Origin of the sequence: Pseudomonas sp. zfem002 (assembly GCF_032621685.1) — a bacterium.
In the GTDB taxonomy this organism is placed as follows: Bacteria; Pseudomonadota; Gammaproteobacteria; order Pseudomonadales; family Pseudomonadaceae; genus Aquipseudomonas; species Aquipseudomonas japonica.
In genome coordinates this window covers 510,299-537,140 of record NZ_JAVYJH010000002.1, presented here as the reverse complement: position 1 = coordinate 537,140, position 26,842 = coordinate 510,299, and the positions used below count along the sequence as shown (strand labels likewise).

Annotated in this window: 17 protein-coding genes; 13 read left to right on the top strand and 4 right to left on the bottom strand. The window is 66.2% G+C overall.

Annotated features, from left to right (window positions below; translation table 11 throughout):
- Positions 1 to 38 precede the first annotated feature (38 nt).
- The 3 genes from RTI28_RS05750 (at position 39) to RTI28_RS05740 (ending at position 7,282) form a co-directional block, all read left to right on the top strand.
- Complete coding sequence (locus tag RTI28_RS05750; protein ID WP_316919537.1) at positions 39 to 4,328, top strand: DEAD/DEAH box helicase; 4,290 nt, start codon at positions 39 to 41, stop codon at positions 4,326 to 4,328.
- Between the two features lie 66 nt (positions 4,329 to 4,394).
- Positions 4,395 to 6,011, top strand: coding sequence for an FMN-binding glutamate synthase family protein (locus RTI28_RS05745; protein WP_316919536.1), 1,617 nt, complete (start codon positions 4,395 to 4,397; stop codon positions 6,009 to 6,011).
- Between the two features lie 146 nt (positions 6,012 to 6,157).
- On the top strand, positions 6,158 to 7,282 hold the full coding sequence (locus RTI28_RS05740) for an OpgC domain-containing protein (RefSeq protein ID WP_316919535.1): 1,125 nt from the start codon (positions 6,158 to 6,160) through the stop codon (positions 7,280 to 7,282).
- Between the two features lie 136 nt (positions 7,283 to 7,418).
- Here the strand turns inward: RTI28_RS05740 and RTI28_RS05735 are convergent, their stop codons facing one another.
- Positions 7,419 to 8,840 (bottom strand): amino acid permease, encoded by a 1,422-nt coding sequence (locus RTI28_RS05735; RefSeq protein WP_316919534.1) that lies wholly within the window; start codon positions 8,838 to 8,840, stop codon positions 7,419 to 7,421.
- Positions 8,841 to 9,269: 429 nt separating this feature from the next.
- Between RTI28_RS05735 and RTI28_RS05730 the strand changes: the two genes are divergently transcribed.
- The 3 genes from RTI28_RS05730 to RTI28_RS05720 all read left to right on the top strand — a co-directional run bounded on the left by RTI28_RS05730 (position 9,270) and on the right by RTI28_RS05720 (position 13,985).
- Positions 9,270 to 12,431: a transglycosylase domain-containing protein gene (locus RTI28_RS05730; protein ID WP_316919533.1), complete on the top strand. Its 3,162-nt coding sequence runs from the start codon at positions 9,270 to 9,272 to the stop codon at positions 12,429 to 12,431.
- A 223-nt stretch (positions 12,432 to 12,654) separates the two neighbouring features.
- Entirely contained in the window at positions 12,655 to 13,221 is a 567-nt protein-coding gene (locus tag RTI28_RS05725) for a PadR family transcriptional regulator (RefSeq protein WP_316919532.1), read from the top strand.
- Positions 13,218 to 13,985 (top strand): siderophore-interacting protein, encoded by a 768-nt coding sequence (locus RTI28_RS05720; protein ID WP_316919531.1) that lies wholly within the window; start codon positions 13,218 to 13,220, stop codon positions 13,983 to 13,985. Before RTI28_RS05725 ends, RTI28_RS05720 begins: the two co-directional genes overlap by 4 nt.
- 9 nt (positions 13,986 to 13,994) lie before the next feature.
- Here the strand turns inward: RTI28_RS05720 and RTI28_RS05715 are convergent, their stop codons facing one another.
- Both RTI28_RS05715 and RTI28_RS05710 read right to left on the bottom strand, forming a co-directional pair.
- The gene (locus RTI28_RS05715; protein WP_316919530.1) at positions 13,995 to 14,636 is read right to left on the bottom strand and encodes a Pr6Pr family membrane protein; all 642 of its coding nucleotides are present in this window, start codon (positions 14,634 to 14,636) and stop codon (positions 13,995 to 13,997) included.
- A gap of 4 nt (positions 14,637 to 14,640) precedes the next feature.
- Positions 14,641 to 14,874 carry a VF530 family DNA-binding protein gene (locus tag RTI28_RS05710; protein WP_042122684.1) on the bottom strand — a complete coding sequence of 78 codons (234 nt, stop codon included), beginning with the start codon at positions 14,872 to 14,874 and terminating at the stop codon, positions 14,641 to 14,643.
- 153 nt (positions 14,875 to 15,027) lie between these two features.
- Here RTI28_RS05710 and RTI28_RS05705 point away from each other — a divergent pair, with 153 nt between their 5' ends.
- From RTI28_RS05705 to RTI28_RS05695, 3 genes are all read left to right on the top strand, one after another.
- Positions 15,028 to 17,079, top strand: coding sequence for a TonB-dependent receptor (locus RTI28_RS05705; protein WP_316919529.1), 2,052 nt, complete (start codon positions 15,028 to 15,030; stop codon positions 17,077 to 17,079).
- A gap of 305 nt (positions 17,080 to 17,384) precedes the next feature.
- Positions 17,385 to 18,722, top strand: coding sequence for a carbohydrate porin (locus tag RTI28_RS05700; protein WP_316919528.1), 1,338 nt, complete (start codon positions 17,385 to 17,387; stop codon positions 18,720 to 18,722).
- 44 nt (positions 18,723 to 18,766) lie between these two features.
- The gene (locus RTI28_RS05695; RefSeq protein WP_316919527.1) at positions 18,767 to 21,175 is read left to right on the top strand and encodes a glucose/quinate/shikimate family membrane-bound PQQ-dependent dehydrogenase; all 2,409 of its coding nucleotides are present in this window, start codon (positions 18,767 to 18,769) and stop codon (positions 21,173 to 21,175) included.
- An 82-nt stretch (positions 21,176 to 21,257) separates the two neighbouring features.
- On the opposite strand, the gene RTI28_RS05690 is transcribed toward RTI28_RS05695, so the two are convergent.
- The gene (locus tag RTI28_RS05690; protein WP_316919526.1) at positions 21,258 to 21,707 is read right to left on the bottom strand and encodes a ubiquitin-conjugating enzyme E2; all 450 of its coding nucleotides are present in this window, start codon (positions 21,705 to 21,707) and stop codon (positions 21,258 to 21,260) included.
- Positions 21,708 to 21,887: 180 nt separating this feature from the next.
- On the opposite strand from RTI28_RS05690, the gene lon reads away from it, so the two are divergent.
- The 4 genes from lon (at position 21,888) to cmoB (ending at position 26,684) form a co-directional block, all read left to right on the top strand.
- Complete coding sequence (gene lon, locus RTI28_RS05685) at positions 21,888 to 24,314, top strand: endopeptidase La (protein WP_316919525.1); 2,427 nt, start codon at positions 21,888 to 21,890, stop codon at positions 24,312 to 24,314.
- Between the two features lie 202 nt (positions 24,315 to 24,516).
- Positions 24,517 to 24,915: a protease inhibitor I42 family protein gene (locus tag RTI28_RS05680; protein ID WP_316919524.1), complete on the top strand. Its 399-nt coding sequence runs from the start codon at positions 24,517 to 24,519 to the stop codon at positions 24,913 to 24,915.
- 72 nt (positions 24,916 to 24,987) lie between these two features.
- Positions 24,988 to 25,731 (top strand): carboxy-S-adenosyl-L-methionine synthase CmoA, encoded by a 744-nt coding sequence (cmoA, locus tag RTI28_RS05675; RefSeq protein ID WP_316919523.1) that lies wholly within the window; start codon positions 24,988 to 24,990, stop codon positions 25,729 to 25,731.
- Positions 25,728 to 26,684, top strand: coding sequence for a tRNA 5-methoxyuridine(34)/uridine 5-oxyacetic acid(34) synthase CmoB (gene cmoB / locus RTI28_RS05670; protein WP_316919522.1), 957 nt, complete (start codon positions 25,728 to 25,730; stop codon positions 26,682 to 26,684). Before cmoA ends, cmoB begins: the two co-directional genes overlap by 4 nt.
- The last annotated feature ends 158 nt before the right edge of the window (positions 26,685 to 26,842 follow it).

Sequence of the window (26,842 nt, the reverse complement as noted above, 5' to 3'; positions counted from 1 at the left end):
CTCTTGCAACCATCGGCCCGCGGACGCATAAACAGGCCATGAACCTGCCCGCCCTCGATCATCCGGTACTGGACGCCTTCCACCCCGCGTTGCGCGCCTGGTTCCGCCGTCGCTTCGCCACGGTCACCAGCGCCCAGGCCCGCGCCTGGCCGTTGATCCACGCTGGCGAATCGCTGCTGGTAGCCGCGCCCACCGGTTCGGGGAAGACCCTCACCGCCTTTCTCGCCGTGCTCGACGAGCTGTTCGTCCAGGGCCTGGAGCATGACGGCCAACTGCCGGACGCCACCCTGGTGGTCTACGTCTCGCCGCTCAAGGCGCTGTCCAACGATATCCAGATCAACCTGCAGGAGCCGCTGGCCGGGATCAGTGCCGAACTCGAGCGACTGGGCCTGCCGCCCCCGCGCATCCGCACCGCCGTGCGCACCGGCGACACGCCGCAGAAAGAGCGCACGGCCATGCGCCGGCAGGCTCCGCACATCCTGGTGACCACCCCGGAATCGCTGTACGTGCTGCTCGGCTCCGAATCCGGACGCAAGGGCCTGGCCACGGTGCACACGGTGATCGTCGACGAGATCCACGCCCTGGCCGGCAACAAGCGCGGCAGCCATCTGAGCCTGACTCTGGAGCGGTTGCAGGCCTTGTGCGGACGACCGTTGCGACGTATCGGCCTGTCGGCGACGCAGCGCCCGGTGGAACGGGTCGCGCGCTTTCTGGTGGGCCGCGAGCGTCCCTGCGCCATCGTCGACATCGGCCATGCCCGCCAGCGCGACCTGGGCATCGAAGTACCGCCGCAGCCACTCGGCGCGGTGATGGCCAACGATGTCTGGGAGCAGGTCTACGATCGCCTCGCCGTGCTTGCCCGCGAACACCGCACCACGCTGATCTTCGTCAACACCCGGCGCCTGGCCGAACGCCTGGCCCGCCACCTGAGCGAACGCCTCGGCCGCGAGGCGGTGGCCGCGCACCACGGCAGCCTGGCCAAGGAGGCGCGACTGGAGGCCGAGCAACGCCTGAAACGGGGCGAACTGCAGGTGCTGGTGGCCACCGCCTCGCTGGAGCTGGGCATCGATATCGGCGAGGTGGAACTGGTCTGCCAGATCGCGTCGCCGGGCTCCATCGCCGCCTTTCTGCAGAGAGTCGGGCGTTCCGGGCACCAGGTCGACGGCACGCCCAAGGGCCGCCTGTTCCCCACCAGTCGCGACGACCTGATCGAATGCGTCGCCCTGCTCGACTGCGTGAACCGCGGCGAACTGGATGAAGTGCAGATACCGCGGGCACCGCTGGACGTGCTGGCGCAGCAGATCATCGCCGAAGTCAGTTGCCAGGCCTGGCCGGAGCAGGCGCTGCTCGACTGTTTCCGTGGCGCCGAGCCCTATGCGCAACTCGATGAAACGCATTACCAGGCCCTGCTGCGCATGCTTGCCGAAGGCTACAGCGGGCGCCAGGGCGTGCGCGGCGCCTACCTGCACCGCGATGCGGTGAGCGGCGAGCTGCGCGGTCGTCGCGGCAGCCAGCTGACCGCCCTGACCAGCGGCGGCACCATTCCCGACAATGCCGACTACGCCGTGCTGCTGGAGCCGCAGGCGCTGAACATCGGCAGCGTCAACGAGGATTTCGCCGTCGAAAGCATCGCCGGCGATATCTTCCAGCTCGGCAATGCTTCGTACCGCATCCTGCGCGTCGAGCCGGGTCGGGTGCGGGTCGAGGATGCCCAGGGCCAGCCGCCGAACATTCCGTTCTGGCTCGGCGAAGCGCCGGGGCGCAGCGACGAACTGTCCCGTGCGGTGGCGCGTCTGCAGGCGCAGATCGACCAGCGCCTGGCCGCCAGCGACGGCCGCGACCAGCCGTTGCTGGACTGGCTGGCGAGTACCCTCGGCCTCGGCCCGGACAGCGCCGGGCAACTGCTCGATTACCTGGGGCGCACGCGCCAGGTGCTCGGCGCCCTGCCGTCCCAGGACACCCTGGTGATGGAGCGCTTCTTCGACGAGTCCGGCGGCACCCAGCTGATCATCCACTCGCCGTTCGGCAGCCGCATCAACCGCGCCTGGGGCCTGGCCCTGCGCAAGCGTTTCTGCCGCACCTTCAATTTCGAACTGCAGGCGGCGGCCAGCGAAGACGCGATCATCCTGTCGCTGTCGGCCGGCCACAGCTTCCCGCTGGAAGACGTCTGGCGCTACCTGCCCAGTGCCAGCGCCGAGCACCTGCTGATCCAGGCCGTGCTCGACGCCCCGCTGTTCGGCGTGCGCTGGCGCTGGAACGCCGGGGTCGCCCTGGCCCTGCCGCGCTTCGCCGGCGGCAAGCGCATCGCCCCGCAGATCCAGCGCATGCGCAGCGAGGACCTGACCGCCGCGGTGTTTCCCGACCAACTGGCCTGCCTGGAAAACCTCGCCGGTGAGCGCGAGGTGCCGGATCATCCGCTGGTGGAACAGACCCTCGACGACTGCCTGCACGAGGCCATGGATGCGCAAGGCTGGCTGGCCCTGCTGCGGCGGATCGAGAGCGGCGCGATCGGCCTGATCTGCCGCGACCTGCCGGCGCCCTCGCCGCTGGCCGCGGCCATCCTCAATGCCCGCCCCTACGCCTTCCTCGACGATGCCCCGCTGGAGGAGCGGCGCACCCAGGCCGTGCTCAACCGGCGCTGGAACGACGTCCAGCCTGGCGACGACCTCGGCGCGCTGGACCGCGAGGCGATTGCCGCGGTGGCCGCCGAAGCCTGGCCGACACCGGGCAACAGCGATGAAATGCACGAAGCGCTGATGACCCTGGCCGCGATCAGCGATGCCGAGGTGGCCGCCAATAGCGCCTGGGCGCCGTGGCTGGAAGAGCTGGCCCAAGGCGGTCGCGCCTGCCGCCTGCAACTGCAAGGCGGCGGCCTGTGGCTGGCGCGGGAGCGCTTGAATGGCCTGCGCGCGGTGTATCCCGACGCGCCGCTGGCGCCGACCCTGACGCCGTTGCCGGGTTTCGACAGCCGCGTGGACGAGGACGACGCGCTGCTGGAACTGGTCCGCGCCCGCCTCGGCGGCTTCGGCCCCTCGACCGCGCAACAGCTCGCCGCGCCGTTGCAGTTGCGCCGCGCGTCGATCGAGCAGGCCCTGGTCCGCCTCGAAGGCGAAGGCTACGTGCTGCGTGGCCGGTTCCATCCCGACCAGCCCGGCGAGCAGTGGTGCGAGCGCCACCTGCTGGCACGCATCCACCGCTACACCCTCAAGCGCCTGCGCCGCGAGATCGAGCCGGTCAGCCTGCAGGATTTCATGCGTTTCCTGTGCGACTGGCAGCACCTGTCCAGCGCCACCCGCCTGCAGGGCAACGCCGCCCTCGGTGAGCTGCTGGAACAGTTCGAAGGCTATGCCGCGGCCGCCGGCGCCTGGGAAAGCGACCTGCTGCCGGCGCGCCTGGGCGACTACAGCCCGCGCTGGCTGGACGAAGCCTGCCGTGCCGGCAAGTTCGTCTGGGCGCGCCTGGCGCCGACCGGCAAAGCCGCCGCCAGTACCTTGCGCAGCACGCCGCTGGTGCTGCTGCCGCGCAGTCGCCTGGGCTTGTGGCAGGGCCTGGGACAGCCATTCGACAGCGACGCCTTGTCGCCAAGGGCGCAGAAAGTGCATACCGCCTTGAACCAGCACGGCGCGCTGTTCTTCGACGAACTGCGCGACGAGGCCCGCCTGCTGCCCAGCGAACTGGAAAATGCCTTGCAGGAGCTGGTCGCCGCCGGCCTGGTCAGCGCCGACAGCTTCGCCGGCCTGCGCGCCCTGATCACCCCGGCGAGCAAGCGCCAGGCCCATGGCAGCCGGCGCGGACGTGGTCCGCTGTTCGGTGGCATGGACGACGCCGGGCGCTGGGCCCTGCTACGCCGCGGCGGTAGCGGCGATGATCGCGAAGCGGTCCACGAACACATCGCCCGCACCCTGCTGCGGCGTTATGGCATGGTGTTCTGGCGCCTGCTGGAGCGGGAAGCCGACTGGCTGCCGAGCTGGCGCGAACTGCTGCGCACCTTCCACCGCCTGGAGGCCCGTGGCGAGATTCGTGGCGGGCGCTTCGTCAGCGGCCTGGCCGGGGAGCAGTTCGCCCTGCCGGAAGCCATCGCCGTGTTGCGCAGCGTGCGGCGCCGACCTGTGGACGGCGATCTGCTCGTGGTCAGCGGCAGCGATCCGCTCAATCTCAGCGGCAGCCTGCTGCCGGGGGCCAGGGTGCCGGCGCTGACGGGCAATCGCCTGCTGTATCGCGACGGGGTGCCGGTGGCGGCGCTGGTGGCGGGGGCGGTGCAGTTCTGGCCAGAAGTGCCGGAGAAAGATGAAAACATGCTGCGCGAGCGTCTGATACGGGGCCGCTGACTGGCTTCATGCCCCCATCCGCTATATGGTTTATGGCTTGCCCGACGACTCCACCAAGGAAACCGTATGAGCCTGTCACTCCTGAGCCGCTACGCCTTTTTCGTCGCCTGCGTCCTCTTCACCTTCGCCAGCCTGCCGTTCCTGCGTTACGACTGGCTGTGGCCGTTCACCCTGCTGACCGCCGTGCTCAGCCTGATCGGCCTGTTCGATCTGTTGCAGACCCGCCACGCGGTACGCCGCAACTACCCGATCCTCGGCAATATCCGCTACCTGGTCGAAGGCATCCGCCCGGAGATCCGCCAGTACCTGCTGGAAGCCGACAGCGATGCCCTGCCCTTCTCTCGCGCGCAGCGCTCGCTGGTCTACGCACGGGCCAAGAACGAGCAGTCGGACAAGCCCTTCGGCACCCTGATCGATGTCTACCAGTCCGGCTTCGAGTTCATCAGCCATTCCATGCGCCCGGCGCCGCTGAGCGACCCGGACAGCTTCCGCGTCACCGTCGGCGGGCCGCAATGTACCCAGCCCTATTCGGCCTCGGTGTTCAACATCTCGGCGATGAGCTTCGGCTCCCTCAGCGCCAACGCCATCCGCGCGCTGAACCAGGGGGCGAAGCTGGGCAATTTCGCCCATGACACCGGCGAGGGCAGCATCAGCCCCTACCACCGCGAACACGGCGGCGACCTGACCTGGGAGCTGGGCAGCGGCTATTTCGGTTGCCGCACCGCCGACGGCCATTTCGATCCGCAGCGCTTCGCCGAGCAGGCACGCAACCCGCAGGTACGGATGATCGAGATCAAGATGAGCCAGGGCGCCAAGCCCGGTCACGGCGGCATCCTGCCCAAGCACAAGGTCACCCGCGAGATCGCCGAGACCCGCGGCGTGAGCATGGGCGAGGACTGCATTTCGCCGTCGGCGCACAGCGCCTTCTCCACGCCGATCGAGATGATGCACTTCATCGCCAGGCTGCGTGAGCTGTCCGGCGGCAAGCCGGTGGGCTTCAAGTTCTGCCTCGGCCATCCGTGGGAGTTCATGGGCATCGCCAAGGCCATGCTGGAAACCGGAATCCTCCCCGACTTCATCGTCGTCGACGGCAAGGAAGGCGGCACCGGCGCGGCGCCAATGGAGTTCACCGACCATATCGGCGTGCCGATGCGCGAAGGCCTGCTGTTCGTGCACAACACCCTGGTCGGCCTGAACCTGCGCGACAAGATCAGGCTCGGCGCCAGCGGCAAGATCGTCAGCGCCTTCGATATCGCCAGCGTGCTGGCCATCGGCGCCGACTGGGCCAACGCCGCGCGCGGTTTCATGTTCGCCATCGGCTGCATCCAGTCGCAGAGCTGCCACACCAACAAGTGCCCGACCGGCGTGGCCACCCAGGATGGCCTGCGCCAGCGCGCCCTGGTGGTGCCGGACAAGGCGCAGCGGGTGTTCAATTTCCATCGCAACACCCTCAAGGCGCTGGCCGAAATGCTCGCCGCCGCCGGCCTCGAACACCCGTCGCAACTGGAGGCCAGGCACCTGGTGCGGCGCATGTCGGCGACCGAGATCAAGCTGTTCTCCCAGACCCATGTGTTCCTCAAGCCGGGCGAACTGCTCAGCGGCGAGATCAGCGGCGAGTTCTACCAGCGCATGTGGGCGATGGCGCGAGCCGACAGTTTCGAACCGCGGGCCGAGGCCGCCTGAGAGACATTCGGTAACATCGTCACTTTGCAATGTCCGGCAAAACTCCCCACCCTCCGCGCCACTGATCGGCAAAGATCCGTGGTGTGGAACCGCCAGGCGCCGATCCCGATCCTCTACTGAAACACACCTGTGCAAGAGCGCCGATCATGACCAACGCCCGCGACCATCGAATCGACTTCTTCCGTGGCCTGGCGCTGGTCTTCATCTTCTGGGACCACATTCCCGGCAACCCGCTGGCCAACCTCACCGTGCGCAATGTCGGCTTCAGCGATGCCGCGGAGATCTTCGTCTTCCTCGCCGGCTACGCCGCGGTGCTGGCCTACGGCAAGGTGGCGCTGCGCGATGGCTGGGTGGTGGCCTGCGTGCGCATCCTGCGCCGCGCCTGGGTGCTGTACGTGGTGCACATTTTCCTGCTGGTGTTGCTGATGGGCATTGTCTTCGTCGCCAACAACCATGTGGAAACCCGCGACATGATCGAGGACATGGGCCTCTACTATTTCCTCGGCAACCCGCAGCAGGCGCTGGTGGACGAATTGCTCCTGCGCTTCAAGCCCAACCTGATGGACCCCTTGCCGCTGTACATCCTCCTGCTGCTCGGCCTGCCGCTGGTGCTGCCGCTGCTGTTGCGCCGGGCCGAGTACGTGGTGGGGTTTTCCGCGGCGCTGTACCTGATGGCGCCGATGTTCCAGTGGAACCTGGCGGCGCAGGAAGGCGGGGTGTGGTTCTTCAATCCGCTGGCCTGGCAGCTGCTGTTCATCCTCGGTGGCGCGGTGGCGATCCATGCCCAACGCGAGCAGGTGCCGGAACTGCGACCGGTGTGGCGGCAGCCGTTGTTCATGGTCGCGGCGGGGTATCTGCTGGTGTGCGCGGCGATCGCCCTGTCCTGGCGCTGGCCGCAGGTGCATGACGCGCTGATGCCGAAGCTGCTGGCCGAGTGGCTGTACCCGATCAGCAAGACCAACCTGTCGCCGGCGCGCTTGCTGCATTTCCTCGCCCTGGCCTACTGCACGGCGCGTTTGCTGCCGAGCGGTCCGTGGGTGGAAAGCTGGCTGGCGCGACAAAGCTGCCGCATGGGGCGCTACTCGCTGGAGGTGTTCTGCTTCGGGGTGCTGCTGGCGCCGCTGGCGGACATGGCCAATGCGCTGAGCGACGATCACTGGGCCGTACAGGTGCTGACGGCACTGGCGGGGATGGGCCTGATGATGGGGCTGGCGGTTTGGCTGGACTGGAACAGGCGGTTGAATCGGGTGGTGGCGGTACAGACCGTGTAGAGCTACCCAAATCCTTGTAGGAGCTGGCTTGCCTGCGAAAGGACCGCATAGCGGTCCCAGAGCGCAATGAAATCTGGGACCGCTATGCGGTCCTTTCGCAGGCAAGCCAGCTCCTACAAGTCGGTGAGTCGCGAGGTCAGGACGCGGTTCGTACCACTCCAGCCTCGTCCCCTTTCGGCGCCAGCTTCAACCCGTAGTACAGGGCCGTCAGCAGCACCAGGAACGCCGGACCGACATACAGGGCCACGCGGGTGTCCTCGAAGTACGCCATCAAACCCACCACCAGGATCAGGAAAGCCAGCGCCAGGTACGAGCTCAGCGGCCACAGCCACATGCGGAACTGCAGGCGGTCGCGCTCGGCAGTGCTCAGACCGGCGCGGAACTTCAGTTGCGCCAGCAGGATCATGGCCCAGGTCCAGATCGCGCCGAAGGTGGCGATCGACGTCACCCAGACGAACACTTTCTCCGGCACCAGGTAGTTGGCCAGCACGCCCAGCAGCAACGCACCGATCGACAGCAGCAGGGCATTGCGCGGTACGCCGTTGCTCGCGGTACGCGCGAACACTGCCGGGGCCTGGCGGTTCTGCGCCAGGCTGTAGAGCATGCGCCCGGTGCTGAAGATGCCGCCGTTGCACGACGACAGCGCGGCGGTGATGACCACGAAGTTGATGATGCCGGCGGCGGTCTTGATGCCCAGGCGTTCGAAGGTCATGACGAACGGGCTGCCAGCGCTGCCGATGCCGTTCCACGGATAGATCGAGAGGATCACGAACAGCGCACCGACATAGAACAGCAGAATGCGCCAGAACACCGAGCCGATGGCGTGCGGGATGGTCTTCTGCGGGTTGCGCGCTTCACCGGCGGTGAGGCCGATCATCTCCACGCCGAGGTAGGCGAACATCACCATCTGCAGCGACATCAGCACACCGGTCACGCCATTGGGCATGAAGCCGCCGTTGCTCCACAGGTTGGAAATCCCCACCGCGACCCCGTCGTTGCCGAAGCCGAAGGCGATCACGCCAACGCCGCCGATGACCATGGCAATGATGGTGACGATCTTGATCAGGGCGAACCAGAACTCGAATTCACCGAAGGCCTTGACCGCGATCAGGTTGACCGCGCCCATGCTGCCCAGGGCGGCCAGGGCCCAGATCCAGCGCGGTACGTCGGGGAACCAGATACCCATGTAGATGGCCACCGCGGTGATCTCGGCGACACAGGTCACCAGCCACAGGAACCAGTAGTTCCAGCCGGTGAGGAAGCCCGCCAGCGGGCCGAGGTAGTCCTGGGCATAGCGGCTGAAGGAACCGGCCACCGGGTTGTGCACGGCCATTTCGCCAAGGGCGCGCATGATCACCAGGATCGCCAGGCCGCCAATGATGTAGGAGAGCATGATGGCCGGACCGGCCATTTCGATGGCCTTGGCCGAACCGAGGAACAGACCGACGCCGATACAGGCACCAAGGGCCATGAGACGAATGTGCCGTTCGCCGAGTTCACGTTTCAGCGGGCCGCCCTGAACGGTCCCGTCGTGAGTGGAGGGATTGCCGACTGGCATGAGATACAACCTCATCTTGTTATTGGATATGAGCAATCGTGCAGACGCGCGCATCGCCGATAGGCAGGACGCGGCGCCTCGCCGGCTTCGACCTTGTGGGTGAAACCGTCCGCGGGCAGTCAAGGTGCCAGCAGAGCGAAGGGCGTGCAGTATAGGGAGGCATAAGCAGGGCTTTCCACTATAAAAGCAGTGATATTTGGCGATAAGTCTCGGCAGAAATGCCCTTTACGGAGTGGCATTTCCCAGAAAACCACGGCTGGCGTGGCGTAGGCGGTAAAACGGGGCGGACAGAAAAAAACGGGCAAATGAGTGCTTTTCGCACATGGTTTTATGAAATAGCTGGCAGGTCTCAACAATTTTTTCACCATGCCCGGCCAGCGTCTAAGCTTCAGACAATGCAAGAGAAATAACGAAATCAGGCTTAAGACTATGGGCGCACAGTGGCACTCGGATCACGACAAAAATCTGGCCCCTGAGCCAACGGAACAACCGTCGCCGTCATCGCCCCGCCGCCGTTCCCCGCTGCGCTACCTGTGGTGGCTGATCCTGCTGATCGTGCTCGCCACCCTGGCCCTGATCGCCTATGCCGCGAGCAAGGAGATGCAGACCTCGGCCGTGCAGTCCCGCGAATTCAGCAAGTTCGCCAGGACCCTCACCTACTCCCTGGACAAGGGCCCGACCGACGCCATGGTCTATCCCGGCGAAGGGCCGTTCGACAAGCGCCTGGGCTACAGCTCGCTGGGAGAATTCATTCCACGTCTGCTGAAGCGGGACTACGTGATAGTCCAGCAGACGCGCTTCTCGCCTGCACTGATGAACTACGTCGATCACGGCTTTTTCGTACCCTATACCGAGAAGATCCAGAGCGGCCTGAGCATCACCGACTGCAAGGGCGATGTGCTCTACCAGTACCAGTATCCGCAACACCTGTATCCGGACTTCACCTCGATTCCGCCGGTGATCGTGCACAGCCTGCTGTTCATCGAGAACCGCGACCTGCTCGACCCCAACGACCCCAACGCCAACCCGGCGGTGGACTGGCCACGGTTCGCCAAGGCCGCCTACACCCAGGTCGCCAAGTACCTGGCCCTGCCCGGCCAGTCCGCCGGTGGCAGCACCCTGGCGACCCAGCTGGAAAAGTACCGCCACTCGCCTGACGGTCTGACCGTGTCCGGCGCGGAGAAGATCCGCCAGATGATTTCCGCCAGCGTGCGCGCCTATCAGGACGGCCCGCAGACCCTCGACGCGCGCCAGCGCATCGTCCGCGACTACCTCAACAGCGTGCCGCTGTCGGCGGTCCCCGGGCATGGCGAAGTACACGGCATGGCCGAAGGCCTGCGCGTCTGGTACGGCGCCGATTTCGCCGAGGTCAACCGCCTCTTGGCATCGAACGCCAGCGATGCGCAGAGCCTCGCCGCACGCGGCCTGGCCCTGCGCCAGGTACTCTCGCTGATGATCGCCCAGCGGCGCCCCTCGCATTTCCTGGCCAAGGGGCGCAACGAGTTGGCGACCCTGACCGACAGCCATATCCGCCTGCTCGCCGCCAACGCCATCATCGACCAGCCGCTGGCCGACGCCGCCCTGGCCAGCAAGGCGATCTACCGCGACTGGGTGGCGCAGCCGACCATCGTGCCGATCGTCACCAACAAGGGCATCAGCGTTGCCCGCAGCCGCCTGTCGAACATGCTCGCGCGGCCGCTGTACGACCTCGACCGTCTCGACCTGTCAGCCACCAGCACCTTGCAGTCGGGCCTGCAGAACCAGATCAGCGAGTACCTGAAGAACCTCGCCAACCCTGAGTTCGCCGCCAAGATGGGCCTGTTCGGCGAACGCCTGCTGACCCCCACCAGCACCACGCAGGTGCGCTACAGCTTCACCCTGATGGAACGTACCGCCGACGGCTCGCGGGTACGGGTGCAGACCGACAGCACCGACCAGCCGTTCGACATCAACGAAGGCAGCAAGCTGGAACTGGGCTCCACCGCCAAGCTGCGGGTGCTGACCAGCTACCTGGAAATCATCTCCGAGCTGCATGACCGCTACGGCAAGATGACGGTGCCTGAGCTGAAGAAGGTCGAGGTGGCCGAACTCGATTTCATCACCCGCTGGTCCATCGACTGGCTGATCCAGAACAAGGACCGCGATATCAACGCCATGCTCGACGCGGCGCTGGAGCGCAAGTATTCCGCCAGCCCCGGCGAAGCCTTCTTCACCGGCGGCGGCCTGCATGTGTTCAACAACTTCCGCAAGGAAGACAACGGCCGCATCCCGACGCTCAAGGACTCCCTGCGCGAGTCGATCAACCTGCCCTTCATCCGCCTGATGCGCGACCTGGTGCGCTACAGCACCTACCAGGCGCCAGGCAACAGCGCGGCGCTGCTGCGCGACGATGCCGAGCCGCGCCGTCAGGAATACCTGGCACGCTTCGCCGATCGCGAAGGCACCGACTACCTGCGCCGGTTCTGGAAGAAGTATCAGCGCAAGACCTCCCAGGAACGCCTCGACACCTTCCTCGACGGCATGCGCGTCACGCCGATCCGCCTGGCGGCGGTGCATCGCTACCTGTTCCCCGAGGCCGACCAGGCCACCTTCAACGCCTTCGTGCGGGCCCACATGAAAAAAGAGGGCCTGGTGAGCAAGCCTGTCAGCGGCAAGAAGGACCCGCTCAGCGAAGAGCGCCTGGACACCCTGTACTACGCCTATGGCCCGGGCAAATACGACCTGCCCGACCAGGGCTTCATCGCCAAGGCCCACCCGCTGGACCTGTGGCTGCTCGGCTACCTGCTCAAGCACCCCAGCGCGAGCTTCCAGGAAGCGGTGCTGGCCAGTCATTTCGAGCGCCAGGAGGTGTATGGCTGGCTGTTCAAGAGCAAGCACCAGGGCGCCCGCGACAGCCGGATTCGCACCCTGGTCGAGGTCGAGGCCTTCCTCGATATCCACCAGCGCTGGAAGCGCGTCGGCTATCCCTTCGATCACCTGGTGCCGTCGCTGGCCACCGCCATCGGCAGCTCCGGCGACCGTCCGGCGGCCCTCGCCGAGCTGATCGGGATCATCCAGAACGACGGCGTGCGCCTGCCGGTGCTGCGTATCGACACCCTGCACTTCGCAGCCGGCACGCCTTATGAAGTGAGCCTGGCCGGTGATCCGGACCGTGGCGAGCGGGTGCTCTCGGTGGAAGTCGCCCGGGCCCTGCGCGGCGCCCTGTCGCAAGTGGTGGATGCCGGTACCGCGCGGCGCGTGGCCGGTACCTTCAAGCTCGACGATGGCACGGTGCTGACCATGGGCGGCAAGACCGGGACCGGTGACAACCGTATCGAAAGTTTCGGTGCCGGTGGCCGGCTGATCGGCTCGCGCTCGCTGAACCGCACCGCGACCTTCGTGTTCTTCCTGGGCGACAACCACTTCGGCACCCTCACCGCCTTCGTCCCGGGGCGCGCGGCGGAGTCGTTCAAATTCACCTCGGCGCTGCCGGTGCAGGTGCTCAAGGGCATGGCGCCGATCCTGCTGCCGTATCTCAAGCCGGGTGGCAACACCCAATGCGCGGTGCCGCTGATGGCGGAGCCGGGGTCGAGCGTGACCCAGGCGCACTGAACCCGCTGCTGGCACCTCCCCGTAGGAGCGCGGCTCGCCCGCGAAAGGACCGCAGAGCGGTCCCATAGCCAATCAGAAACTGGTCGGACTGAGGGACCGCTCTGCGGTCCTTTCGCGGGCGAGCCGCGCTCCTACGGGAGAGATCGTTGGGGGTCGGGGTTGCAATAAGATATATCTTGAGTAATATCTTAAGACATATCGCACGCAACCAAGGAGACACCCCATGCGCGATCACCACCACGGCCACCATGGCCACCGAGACACCGAGGGCTTCGAACGCCGTCGCGAACGCGGCGACCGCGGCCCCCGGGTATTCGCCCCCGGCGACCTGAAACTGCTGCTGCTGTCGATGCTGGCCGAACAGCCGTGCCACGGCTACGACCTGATCCGCCAGATCGAAACCCTGTTCGACGGCAGCTACAGCCCCAGCCCCGGGGTCATCTACCCGACCCTGACCTTTCTCGAAGAAAGCGAACTGATCAGCGGCGAAACCCACGGCAGCAAGAAGCGCTACCAGGCCACCGACGCCGGTCGCGCGTCGCTCAAGGAACAGGCGGTGGCCCTCGACGGCGTACGCACCCGCATCGAAGTGAGCAAGCGCTCGCTGCGCGGTCACGACCGTCCGCCGGAGATCCACGAAGCCGTGCACAACCTGCGTCACGCCCTGCAGATGCACAGCGGGCGCTGGAACCCACAGGAAATCGAGCGGGTGCGCAAACTGCTCAACGACACCGCCAAGGCCATCGTTGCCGGCCCGGCACATCAACCTTCCCAGGAGCCCTCCGAATGACAGCCAGCGAAACCACCATCCACCGCGTCATGCACGAAATCCGTCACCGCCAGCTGACCGTGCTGCGGGTGACCGAGCTGACCCCACGCATGCGCCGCATCACCCTCGGCGGCGTGCAGTTGCAAGGCTTCATCAGCCTCGGCAGCGACGACCACGTCAAACTGCTGTTCGCCAACAACGCCGAGGAACAGGCGGCCATGGACGCCCTCGACCTGCCTCGCGACGGCATCAAGCCGACGATGCGCGAATACACCCCGCGGCGCATCGACCTGGTCAACAACGAACTGGACCTGGACTTCGTCCTCCACGGCGACGGCCCCGCCTCGACCTGGGCGGCCCAGGCCGAACCCGGCCAGCGGCTGAACATCGCCGGGCCGCGCGGCTCGCTGGTGGTACCGGACATTTTCGACAGCTACCTGCTGGTGGGTGACGAAACCGCGATCCCGGCCATCGGTCGGCGTCTGGAGGAACTGCCGGCCGGGCGCAAGGTTCTGGCGCTGATCGAGATCGAGGACGAACAGGAGCGCCAGCCGCTGCCGAGCAAGGCCGATGTCGAGGTGATCTGGATCGAGCGCCAGCGCGACGACCTGCTGCAGGTGCTGGCCGACCTCAGCCTGCCCTCCGGCGATCTGTACGCCTGGGTCGCGCTGGAAAAAGCCCTGACCCGCAAGGCCAAGGCGCTGCTGCTGGAACACAAGGGCATCGCCGACGATCGCATCAAGGCCGCTGCCTACTGGCGTCTCGACCCGAACGACGACGACTGACTCAGGGACTTATGGCAGGCGCGCCACGCGCCTGCCCTGCCAGCGATCGAGGCCGATGATGCCCAGGCCCAGCAGCATGAACGCCAGCAGCATCACCAGGGCATTGCCCAGCACTCGCGCATAGCCCAGCGTCGGCACATCGATGAACGGGTACGGGTAGAAACCGACCCAGTGGCCACGCAGCAGCGCATAGCCGAAATAGCCCAGCGGATACAGGACCCAGGCCAGCAGGTGCCTGAGCCGCAACGTTCCCTTCGCCACCCGCCGCCACCAGTAGAGCGCGAACAGCGCCGGCATCACGTCGTGCAACAGAGCGTCCGCCAGCCATTGCCAGCCCTGGGGTTGCCAGAGATGACGGAGCAGCAGGCTGTAGGCGATCGCCACGAACAGAATGCTTACCAGCACCCCGGAAGCGACCCACGGCAGCAGCCACAAGCGCCACGCCGACGCGGCGCGACCGAAGGCCGCCTGCGTCAGTACCGTGGCCACCAGCACATTGCTCAATACGGTGAAGAAACCGAAGAAATTCACCAGCCCGCCCAGCAGGCTGGCCTGGTCCTGCCAGCGCGCCAGGAGAATCAGGTACATCTGCACCGCCAGGGCGAACCAGCCGAGCACCGCCGCCGCGCCGGTCAGGCTGCGCGGGGTCATCGCCTTACTGCCCGCGTTTGAGGTCACGCAGCATCTTCAGGTACAGGCTCTCGACCTTCTCCCGGGCCCAGGGCGTCTTGCGCAGGAAGGTCAGGCTCGACTTGATGCTCGGATCGCTCTTGAAGCAGCGGATATCGATGCGTTGCGCCAGTCCGTCCCATTGGTAGTGAGCCACCAGCGCGGTGACGATCTGTTCCAGGGTCACGCCATGCAGCGGGTTCTTGTCAGCGGCACTCATGCCTGTCTCCAGCCAAACGAAGGTGCGCACCTTAGCCCAGTGGCCAGATGCTGTCAGCAGTCTAGTCGGCGGCCTGCGCCGGAGGAGGATTGCATTCTGATTCAATTGAAATGTTATAGTGTAACCATTCATGACCTCTGCCAAGGACCCTGCATGCGTTACCTGCCCCTCCCCCTTTCCCCCCTTGCCGTCGCCCTCTGGCTCGCTTCGACGTCCAGTCAGGCGCTGGAACTGCAACCCCAGGTGATCACCGCCAACCCGCTGGGCAACGCGCAATTGGCGACCCCGAGCAGCGTGCTCGAAGGCGACCGGCTGCTGCTGGAGCAGAAAGGCAGCCTCGGCGAGACCCTCAACGGTGAGCCCGGGGTGTCGTCCACCTGGTTCGGCCCGGGTGCCAGCCGGCCGATCATTCGCGGCCTGGACGGCGACCGCATCCGTCTGCTGCGCAATGGTGTCGGCGCCCTGGACGCTTCGTCGCTGTCCTACGACCACGCCGTACCGCTGGATCCGGTGAATGTCGAGCGCGTGGAAATCGTCCGCGGCCCCGCCGCCCTGCTCTATGGCGGCAGTGCCATCGGCGGCGTGGTCAACACCTTCGACAACCGCATCCCGACTGCCGCCATCGAAGGCATCCATGGCGCCGGCGAGCTGCGCTACGGCGGTGCCGACACCACCCGCAGCAGCGCCGGCAAGCTGGAGGCCGGCGACGGCACCTTCGCCCTGCATCTGGATGCCAACAGCCGCCAGTTCAACGACCTGCGCATTCCCGGTTACGCGCAGAGCGCGAAGGTCCGCGATGCCGACGCACCCGGCCGCCGCCATCGCCTGGAGAACAGCGACGGGCGCCAGGACGGCGGCGCCGTTGGCGGCTCCTACACCTGGGAGCATGGCTACACGGGGGTTTCCTACAGCCGCTACGACGCCAACTACGGCTCCGTGGCCGAACCCGGCGTGCGCCTGGCGATGGAGCAGGATCACTACGGCTTCGCCTCGGAGATCCGCGATCTGCAGGGGCCGTTCAGTTCGCTGAAGATCGACCTTGGCTACACCGACTACGAGCACCGCGAACTGGAACAAGGCGAAGTCCACACCACCTTCAAGAACAAAGGCTACGAAGCCCGCGTCGAAGCCCGGCACCAGCCGCTGGGTCCGCTGGAAGGGGTGATCGGCGCCCAGGTCAGCCGCAACGAATTCTCCGCCCTCGGCGAGGAAGCCTTCGTACCGCAGACCGATACCGACAGCCTCGCCCTGTTTCTGCTGGAGCAGTGGCAAGCCAGCGAGCGCCTGAACCTGAGCCTGGGCGGACGCCTGGAGCACACCCGGGTCGACCCGGACAGCCAGGGCAGCGAACGCTTCGCCGACGCCGACCGCGCCAGCAGCTTCACCGCCGCCAGCCTGTCGTCCGGTGCGCTGTATCAGCTGACCCCGGTCTGGTCCCTGGCCGCCAGCCTCGGCTATACCGAGCGTGCGCCAACCTTCTACGAGCTGTATGCCAACGGCGCCCATGTAGCCACCGGCAGCTATGAAGTCGGCGACCCGAACCTGGCCAAGGAAAAGGCCATCGCCAGCGACCTGGCCCTGCGCTTCGACAACGGCACCCACAAGGGCAGCGTCGGCGTGTTCTACAGCCACTTCCGCAACTACATCGGGCTGCTGGCCAGCGGCGAGGTACGCGAAGGTCACGACCATGACCATGACGACGAGGCGCATGACCACGATCACGAGCATGCGGCCGAAGGCGTACCGGAGTATCTGTACCGCGGGGTGCGCGCGCGCTTCTACGGCATCGAGGCCCAGGACCGCTGGCAACTGCTGGAAAACCGCTATGGCAGCTTCGCCCTGGAACTGTCCGGCGACTATACCCGGGCGAAGAACCTCGACAGCGGCGAGGACCTGCCACGCATCGCCCCGCTGCGCCTGAACAGCGGGCTGCTGTGGAACCTGGACCGCTGGCAGGCACGGATCGACGTGCAGCACGCCGCATCGCAGCATCGCAAGCCGGCGAACGAGACCAGCACTGATGGCTACACCACCCTGGGGGCCAGCGTTGGCTATCGCTTCAATGTGGGTGAGAGCGACTGGCTGGCGTTCGTGCGCGGCGAGAACCTGACCGACCAGACCGTGCGCTATGCCAGTTCGATCCTGCGCGATATCACCCCGGCGCCGGGGCGCAGTGTGGAGGTCGGGTTGCGCACGACCTTCTGATCCGGGTGAACCCATCGCGGGCAATCGGAACGCCGCCCGGCCCGCTCCCACAATGTCCGGCGGTGCATGCGGTCCCTGGGGGAGCGGGCGTTGCCCGCGATGAGGCCCTCAAGAGCACCGATTGTTACCGAACCGACAACACACCCTCACCACACCCAACCTTCCCCTCCCCGCCATCCCCCTGTATCCTCCGCGCCACAAGCTGAAACGCTTCACTTACCCAAACCACCCAACCCATCCTGGCGAGATCCCCCGCGCCGGGACATTTGCCGTTTTTTCATACTTTCAAAAGATAGCGCTATCTCATGCCCCGTTTCCCTGCCCTTCGCCCTTTCACCGCGCCGCTGCTGTGCGCCTTCACTGCCGCCGCCCACGGCGCGGCACCGTTCGAATCCGACTCGCCGTGGATGCTCGGCGACTGGAACGGCAGCCGCAGCGAACTGGCCGAACGCGGCTACACCTTCAACCTCGACTACACCGGCGAAATGGGCAGCAACCTGCACGGCGGGCATGATCACGACCGCACTGCGCGCTACAGCGACCAGTTCGCCTTCGGCAGCCATCTGGACCTGGAGAAGATCCTCGGCTGGGACGCCAGCGAGTTCCAGCTCACCGTCACCGAGCGCCATGGCAACAACATCAGCAACGACCACATCAACGACCCGCGGGTCGGCGGCTTCACCTCGGCCCAGGAGGTCTGGGGCCGCGGCCAGACCTGGCGGTTGACGCAGATGTGGCTCAAGCAGAGGTATTTCGACGGCGCGCTGGACCTCAAGGTCGGGCGCTTCGGTGAAGGCGAGGACTTCAACAGCTTCCCCTGCGACTTCCAGAACCTGGCCTTCTGCGGCTCGCAGGTCGGCAACTGGGTCGGCGACAGCTGGTACAACTGGCCGGTCAGCCAGTGGGCCGCGCGCCTGCGCTACAACCTGAGCCCCGAGCTGTACGCCCAGGTCGGCGCCTTCGAGCAGAATCCGTCGAACCTCGAGCGGCACAACGGCTTCAAGCTCAGCGGCAGCGGCACGCAAGGCGCGATGTTTCCACTTGAACTGGTGTGGAGCCCGGAGATCAGAGGCCTGAAAGGGGAATATCGGGCGGGCTACTACTACAGTAATGCCAATACCAAGGATGTTTACCGCGACGACAACGACCAGTCCGCCGCACTGAGCGGCCAGAACTACCGCAGCCGTTCGGGCAAGCACGGTTTCTGGCTGGGGGCACAGCAGCAGGTGACGTCGTTGGCCAGCGATCATTCCCGTGGCCTGAGCGTGTTCGCCAATGCCACGCTGCACGACAAGAAGACCAATGTCATCGACAACTATGTTCAGGCAGGGGTGGTGTACAGGGGGCCGTTCGACGCTCGCGCCAAGGACGATATCGGTTTCGCCCTGGCCCGCGTGCACGTCAATCCCGCCTACCGCAAGAACGCCGAAGCGCACAACCGCGCCGCCGGTGTCAGCGATTTCGACGATCCCGCCTACCTGCCGGTCCAGGACACCGAGTACAGCGCCGAGCTGTACTACGGCATCCACCTGGCCGACTGGCTCACCCTGCGCCCGAACCTGCAGTACATCCGCCATCCGGGCGGGGTCGGCCGGGTCGATGACGCACTGGTCGGCGGCCTGAAGATCCAGAGCCACTTTTAACCGGCCCGCGGGCCTGACGCTTTCAACCTGATGGAGAACATTCAATGCGCACTGAAGGAACCCGCTGGCTACCGAGACTGCTCGGTGTCCTGCTGTTGCTGATGGGCATGGCCCTGGTGGCCGGGGGCATCAAGCTGATGAACCTGGGGGGCTCGCTGTATTACCTGATCGCAGGCTTCGGTTTCGCCGTGTCCGGTGTGCTGTTGCTGGCACTGCGCAAACATGCGCTGGGCCTGTACGGCCTGGTCCTGCTCGGCAGCACGGCCTGGGCGCTGTGGGAAGTGGGCCTGGATTGGTGGCAACTGGTGCCGCGCCTGTCGCTGTGGTTCGCCCTCGGCGTGGTCCTCCTGCTGCCCTGGGCCCGGCGCCCGCTGCGCGGCCTGGCCGGCCAGCCGGCGCGAGTCAACCTGGCGATCCTCGGCGTTGCCGTGGTGGCGTCCGGCGCCAGCGCCATCGGCAGCCAGTTCACCCATCCGGGCGAGATCAAGGGCGAGCTGGGCCGGGACACCACGACCCTGTTCAACACCGCCCCGGACATGCCCGACGGCGACTGGCAGGCCTACGGCCGCACCGAGTTCGGCGACCGCTATTCGCCGCTGCGGCAGATCACCCCGACCAACATCTACCAGCTCGAAGAAGCCTGGCGCATCCGCACCGGCGACCTGCCCAGCGCCGACGACCCGGTGGAGCTGACCAACCAGAACACCCCGCTGAAAGTCAACGGCATGCTCTACGCCTGCACCGCGCACAGCCGGGTGCTGGCCCTGGACCCGGACACCGGTGCGGAAATCTGGCGCTTCGACCCGCAGATCAAGAGCCCGGTCGGCAGCTTCAAGGGCTTCGCCCACATGACCTGCCGCGGTGTCTCGTACTACGACGAGAACAACTACCTCAATACCGACGGCAGCCCGGCGCCGAAGATCTCCGAAGCCGGCCAGGCCGTGGCCCGCAGCTGCCCGCGGCGTCTCTACCTGCCTACCGCCGATGCCCGCCTGATCGTGCTCAACGCCGACAACGGCAAGGTCTGCGAAGGCTTCGCCAACCAGGGCACCATCGACCTGACCCAGGGCATCGGCCCGTTCACCGCCGGTGGCTACTACTCCACCTCGCCGGCGGCGATCACCCGCAGCCTGGTGATCATCGGCGGCCATGTCACCGACAACGAATCGACCAACGAACCGTCCGGCGTGATCCGCGCCTATGACGTCCACGACGGCCGCCTGGTGTGGAACTGGGACAGCAACCGACCGGACGACACCAAGCCGCTGGCGCCCGGCCAGACCTACAGCCGCAACTCGGCGAACATGTGGTCGCTGGCCAGCGTCGACGAGAAACTCGGCATGGTCTACCTGCCCCTGGGCAACCAGACCCCGGACCAGTGGGGCGCCGACCGCACCCCGGGCGCGGAGAAGTTCAGCGCCGGCATCGTCGCCCTGGACCTGGCCAGCGGCAAGGTGCGCTGGAACTACCAGTTCACCCACCACGACCTGTGGGACATGGACGTCGGCAGCCAGCCGACCCTGCTCGACCTGCGCACCGCCGATGGCATCAAGCCGGCGCTGATCGCGCCGACCAAGCAGGGCAGCCTGTATGTCCTCGACCGTCGCGACGGCAGCGCCATCGTGCCGATCCGCGAAGTGCCGGCGCCACAGGGCGCGGTGGAAGGCGACCATACCGCGCCGACCCAGGCCCGCTCCGACCTCAACCTGCTCGGCCCGGACCTCAGCGAACAGGCCATGTGGGGCGCCAGTCCGTTCGACCAGATGCTCTGCCGCATCCAGTTCCGCCAGCTGCGCTACGAAGGCCAGTACACCCCGCCGTCGGTGCAGGGTTCGCTGGTCTATCCGGGTAACGTCGGGGTGTTCAACTGGGGCAGCGTGTCGGTGGACCCGGTGCGCCAGCTGCTGTTCACCAGCCCCAACTACATGGCCTTCGTCTCGAAGATGGTGCCGCGGGCCGACGTGGCCGAAGGCAGCAAGCGCGAGAGCGAAACCAGCGGCGTGCAACCGAATGCCGGCGCGCCGTACGCGGTGATCATGCACCCGTTCATGTCGCCGCTGGGCGTACCGTGCCAGGCCCCGGCCTGGGGCTATGTCGCCGGGATCGACCTGCTGAGCAACAAGGTGGTGTGGAAACACAAGAACGGCACCAGCCGCGACAGCTCGCCGATCCCCATCGGCCTGCCGATCGGCGTGCCGAGCATGGGTGGCTCGATCGTCACCGCCAGCGGCCTGGGCTTCCTCAGCGGCACCCTGGACCAGTACCTGCGCGCGTATGACGTCAACACCGGCAAGGAACTGTGGAAATCGCGCCTGCCGGCCGGCGGCCAGGCGACGCCGATGACCTACACCGGCAAGGATGGCAAGCAGTACGTGCTGGTCACCGCGGGGGGACATGGCTCGCTGGGGACCAAGATGGGCGACTACATCATCGCCTACAAGCTGGCGAATTGAGGTAAGCCGGGGGCCGCTTTGCGGCCCCTTGGCCCGTAGGAGCGTGGCTTGCCCGCGAAGGACCGCAAAGCGGTCCCGAAACCTACTTGGCGTATCGCTCGGTCCACTCCCGCGCCCGCTTCTCGAACTCCGCCCGGGTGCGCTGGAATTCCGTCCCGATCTGCGGCCGCAACGCCTCCCGCCCCTCCGGCTCGGACAACAACGAGGTGACGCTCAGCAACACCTTGGCCAAGGTAAGCGCCGGCGACCAGTTCTCACCCAGGATATCCAGGCCGATCTCGCCGTCCTCACCGATGTTCGGGTGATAGATCCGGGTGAAGAACTTCACCGTCGGCGCCTTGAACGGGTAGTCCTCGGGAAACTGCACATCGAGGAAAAACACGCCCCCCTCGTACGGCGAATAACGCGGCCCGATGATCGTCGCCTGCCAGTGGAACAGGTCGTCGCCAACCGGCCCGGCGCTGCAGTTCTCCGGCGGGTTCTTGCTGAAATCGTGCAATTCGTGATCGATACGTTTCAATGCCGTAGGCATGGGTGACTTCCTGTGCAGGTGAGTTGGCCACAGTAGCATTTGGCAATCATCCACCGCGACCTTGCACTACGCTGGATCAACGCGGTTTTCGTACAGGGCTACCCGACAAAAGCCGTCAAGCATTGAAACCACCCTCCTACCGCCCCATCTAAGCACCATAGTCATTTACGCAGGTGCCCCATGAGCGACCAGCAGGATCTCCCGGAACATCCCGACGACTACGCGCAAGTCGAGCATCTCGACGATGCCGACCCCACCGGCCGCCACCTGGCCCTGCCGGGTCAGCAGTTGCCGGACAAGGTCTACGTGATCCCGATCCACAACCGCCCGTTCTTCCCGGCGCAGGTGCTGCCGGTGATCGTCAACGAAGAACCCTGGGCGGAAACCCTCGACCTGGTGGCCAAGACCGACCACCACACCCTGGCCCTGTTCTTCATGGACGAGCCGGCGCAGGACCATCGCCATTTCGACACCTCGGCCCTGCCGCTGTACGGCACCCTGGTCAAGGTGCACCACGCCAGCCGCGAGAACGGCAAGCTGCAGTTCGTCGCCCAGGGCCTGACCCGGGTGCGCATCCGTACCTGGCTCAAGCACCACCGCCCGCCGTACCTGGTGGAAGTCGAATACCCGCACCAGCCTGCCGAGCCCACCGACGAGGTGAAGGCCTACGGCATGGCCCTGATCAACGCGATCAAGGAACTGCTGCCGCTCAACCCGCTGTACAGCGAAGAACTGAAGAACTACCTCAACCGCTTCAGTCCCAACGATCCGTCGCCGCTCACCGACTTCGCCGCGGCGCTGACCTCGGCCACCGGCAACCAGCTGCAGGAAGTGCTGGACTGCGTGCCGATGCTCAAGCGCATGGAAAAAGTCCTGCCGATGCTGCGCAAGGAAGTCGAGGTGGCGCGCCTGCAGAACGAGATTTCCGCCGAGGTCAACCGGCAGATCGGCGAGCACCAGCGCGAGTTCTTCCTCAAGGAACAGCTCAAGGTCATCCAGCAGGAGCTGGGCCTGACCAAGGACGACCGCAGCGCCGACCTCGAACAGTTCAAGCAGCGCCTGGAGGGCAAGACCCTGCCGGCCGCCGCGCAGAAACGCATCGACGAGGAAATGGGCAAGCTGGCGATCCTCGAGACCGGTTCGCCGGAATACGCCGTCACCCGCAACTACCTGGAATGGGCCAGCGCCCTGCCCTGGGGCGTGTACGGCAGCGACAAGCTCAGCCTGCAGCACGCACGCAAGGTCCTCGACCAGCACCATTCCGGGCTGGAAGACGTCAAGGACCGTATCCTCGAATTCCTCGCGGTCGGCGCCTACAAGGGCGAGATCAGCGGTTCCATCGTCCTTTTGGTAGGACCGCCCGGGGTGGGCAAGACCAGCATCGGCAAATCCATCGCCGAGTCGCTGGGGCGGCCGTTCTATCGCTTCAGCGTCGGCGGCATGCGCGACGAGGCCGAGATCAAGGGCCATCGCCGCACCTACATCGGCGCCCAGCCGGGCAAGCTGGTGCAGGCGCTGAAGGATGTCGAGGTGATGAACCCGGTGATCATGCTCGACGAGATCGACAAGATGGGCCAGAGCTACCAGGGCGACCCCGCCTCGGCGCTGCTGGAGACCCTGGATCCGGAGCAGAACGTCGACTTCCTCGACCATTACCTCGACCTGCGCCTGGACCTGTCCAAGGTGCTCTTCGTGTGCACCGCCAACACCCTCGACTCGATTCCCGGGCCGCTGCTCGACCGTATGGAAGTGATCCGCCTGTCCGGCTACATCACCGAGGAAAAGCTGGCCATCGCCAAGCGCCATCTGTGGCCCAAGCAGTTGCACAAAGCCGGGGTGGCCAAGACCAGCCTGAGCATCAGCGACGCCGCTTTGCGCACGGTGATCGAGGGCTATGCCCGCGAGTCCGGGGTGCGCCAGCTGGAGAAGCAGCTGGGCAAACTGGTGCGCAAGGCCGTGGTGCGCCTGCTCGACGAGCCGGATGCCACCATCAAGATCGGGCCCAAGGACCTCGAAGCGGCGCTGGGCATGCCGGTGTTCCGCAGCGAGCAGGTGCTGGCCGGCAAGGGCGTGATCACCGGCCTGGCCTGGACCAGCATGGGCGGTGCCACCCTGCCGATCGAAGCGACGCGCATCCATACGCTCAATCGCGGCTTCAAGCTCACCGGGCAACTGGGTGATGTGATGAAGGAGTCCGCGGAGATCGCCTACAGCTACGTCAGCTCGCACCTCAAGCAGTTCGGCGGCGACCCGACCTTCTTCAACGAAGCCTTCGTCCACCTGCACGTGCCGGAAGGCGCGACGCCGAAGGACGGCCCCAGCGCCGGTATCACCATGGCCAGCGCCCTGCTGTCCCTGGCCCGCGACCAGGTGCCGAAGAAAGGCGTGGCGATGACCGGGGAAATGACCCTGACCGGGCATGTCCTGCCGATTGGCGGGGTGCGCGAGAAGGTGATTGCGGCGCGCCGGCAGAAGATCTTCGAACTGATCCTGCCGGAGGCGAACCGCGGTGACTTCCTCGAATTGCCGGATTACCTGAAGCAGGGGCTGACGGTGCATTTCGCCAAGCGCTTCGCGGATGTGGCGAAGGTGTTGTTCCAGCCTTGATACCTGCTTGAAAGGCCTGTAGGAGCGGGCTTTGCCCGCGAAAGGACCGTGAAACGGTCCCTGATGGCGCTGCTGTCTGGGACCGCTGCGCGGTCCTTTCGCGGGCAAAGCCCGCTCCTACAGACATATGCAATCCGCTAGAACCACATCACCGTTCCGGTTTAAGCTCCCGCCGCATCCCACCCTGCGACCCGGAGTGCCCATGACCATCCGCCGTGCCGCCCTGCTGCTGGGCGTCAGCCTGCTGGCCGCCTGTTCCCACGACGCCACCCGCACCGAACCGGTGGTGCTGGAAGCGCAGAGCCAGTGCCCCGTCCACCTCGCTGTCGGCCAGGCCCTGACCCTGAGCCTGCCGAGCAACCCCAGCACCGGCTACCGCTGGCTGCTGCAGAACCCTGCCACCGCCGTGCTCACCGCCCTCGGCCCCGAGGTCTACAGCAGCGCCGACAGCGACGGCATGGTCGGCAGCGCCGGGCAGTCCACCTGGCGCTGGCGTGCCAGCCAGCCCGGCAGCGGCCATCTGCTGCTGGTCTACCAGCAACCCTGGGCCCCGGAAGAGAAACCCGCGCGCACCTTCGACTGCGACATCGAGGTACGCTGATCGAAGCGGCATGCATCGACAGGGCAACTTGGCTAAAATGCCCGCCCTGTCCGACTGCCCCGTGATGACGCCGTGAGCAAAGAGCCCGATCGCCTGTTCGCCACTCCCCTGGCCCAGGTTCCCGATTTCACCTTCAACGAAGATGTCGTGCGGGTCTTCCCCGACATGATCAAGCGCTCGGTGCCCGGCTACCCGACCATCGTCGAGAACATCGGCGTGCTCGCCGCGCAGTTCGCCCGCCCGGATACCCTGCTCTACGACCTCGGCAGTTCCCTCGGCGCCGTGACCCAGGCCCTGCGCCGCCATGTGCGCAGCGAAGGCTGCCGGGTGCTGGCGGTGGACAACTCGCCGGCCATGGTCGAGCGTTGCACCGAGTACCTCAAGGCCCAGGACGCCATGCACCAGGAGCTGCTCCCGGTGCAGGTGATCGAAGCCGATATCACCGCCCTTGAACTGCAACCGGCCTCGGTGGTGGCGATGAACTTCACCCTGCAGTTCATCGAACCGGCGGCGCGCCTGGCCCTGCTCGCGCGGATCCGCCAGGCCCTGGTGCCCGGTGGTGCGCTGATCCTCTCGGAAAAACTGCGCTTCGCCGACGAAGATGAACACGCCCTGCTCACCGACCTGCATATCGCCTTCAAGCGTGCCAACGGCTACAGCGAACTGGAAATCGCCCAGAAACGCAGCGCCATCGAAAACGTGATGAAACCCGACAGCCTCGAAGAACACCGCGCACGCCTCGAGGCCGCCGGTTTCTCCAAGGTGGTGCCGTGGTTCCAGTGCCTGAACTTCGCCTCTCTGATTGCCCTGCCATGATCGATCTGTCTTCCCTCGTCCGCCGTCTGGCGGGCACTCCCCTGGCCCCCTGGTCGCAAGGCCTGCAGGCGCAACTCGATACCAAGCTGGAAAAGGGTCATGGCGACCTGGAACGCTGGCAGAGCGCGCTGGACGGCCTGCCTGACCTGGCGCCCAGCGACGTCGACCTGGTCAACGGCCTGCGCCTGGACTTCGCCTGCGACGACGCCACCCGCGAGCAGGCCCGCGCCGCGCTGATGGGCCTGTCGCCGTGGCGCAAGGGCCCGTTCGACCTGTTCGGCGTGCATGTCGACACCGAATGGCGCTCGGACTGGAAATGGTCACGGGTCTCGCCGCACCTGGACCTGCGCGGCAAGCGCGTGCTGGATGTCGGTTGCGGCAATGGCTACTACCAGTGGCGCATGCTCGGCGCCGGCGCCGACAGCGTGATCGGCATCGACCCCAACTGGCTGTTCTTCTGCCAGTTCCAGGCGGTCCAGCGCTACCTGCCGGACCTGCCGGCCTGGCACCTGCCGTTCGCCCTGGAAGACCTGCCGCCGGCCCTGGAAGGCTTCGACACAGTGTTTTCCATGGGCGTGTTCTATCACCGGCGTTCGCCCATCGAGCACCTGCTGGCGCTCAAGGACTGTTTGCTCAAGGGCGGCGAACTGGTGCTGGAGACCCTGGTGATCGAAGGCGACGAGAACCAGGTGCTGGTCCCGGAAGACCGCTACGCACAGATGCGCAACGTGTGGTTCCTGCCGTCGGTGCCGGCGCTGGAGCGCTGGCTGCGCCGTGCCGGGTTCCGCGAGGTGCGCTGCGTCGACGTCAGCCTGACCAGCGTCGAGGAACAGCGCAGCACCGAGTGGATGAAGTACCAGTCGCTGAGCGATTTCCTCGATCCGCAGGATCACAGCCGGACCGTCGAGGGCCTGCCGGCGCCACGCCGGGCGGTGCTGGTGGCCAGAAAATAGGGGGCAAACACAACCCTTGTGGGAGCGAGCTTGCTCGCGAATGGGCGCGAAGCGGCCACGAAACCTGAGTCCCCGTTATGCCCTCCAAACCCAGGACTCAGGTTTTACGACGGCTACGCCGCCGTTCGCCAGCAAGCTCGCTCCCACAACAAGCCCGC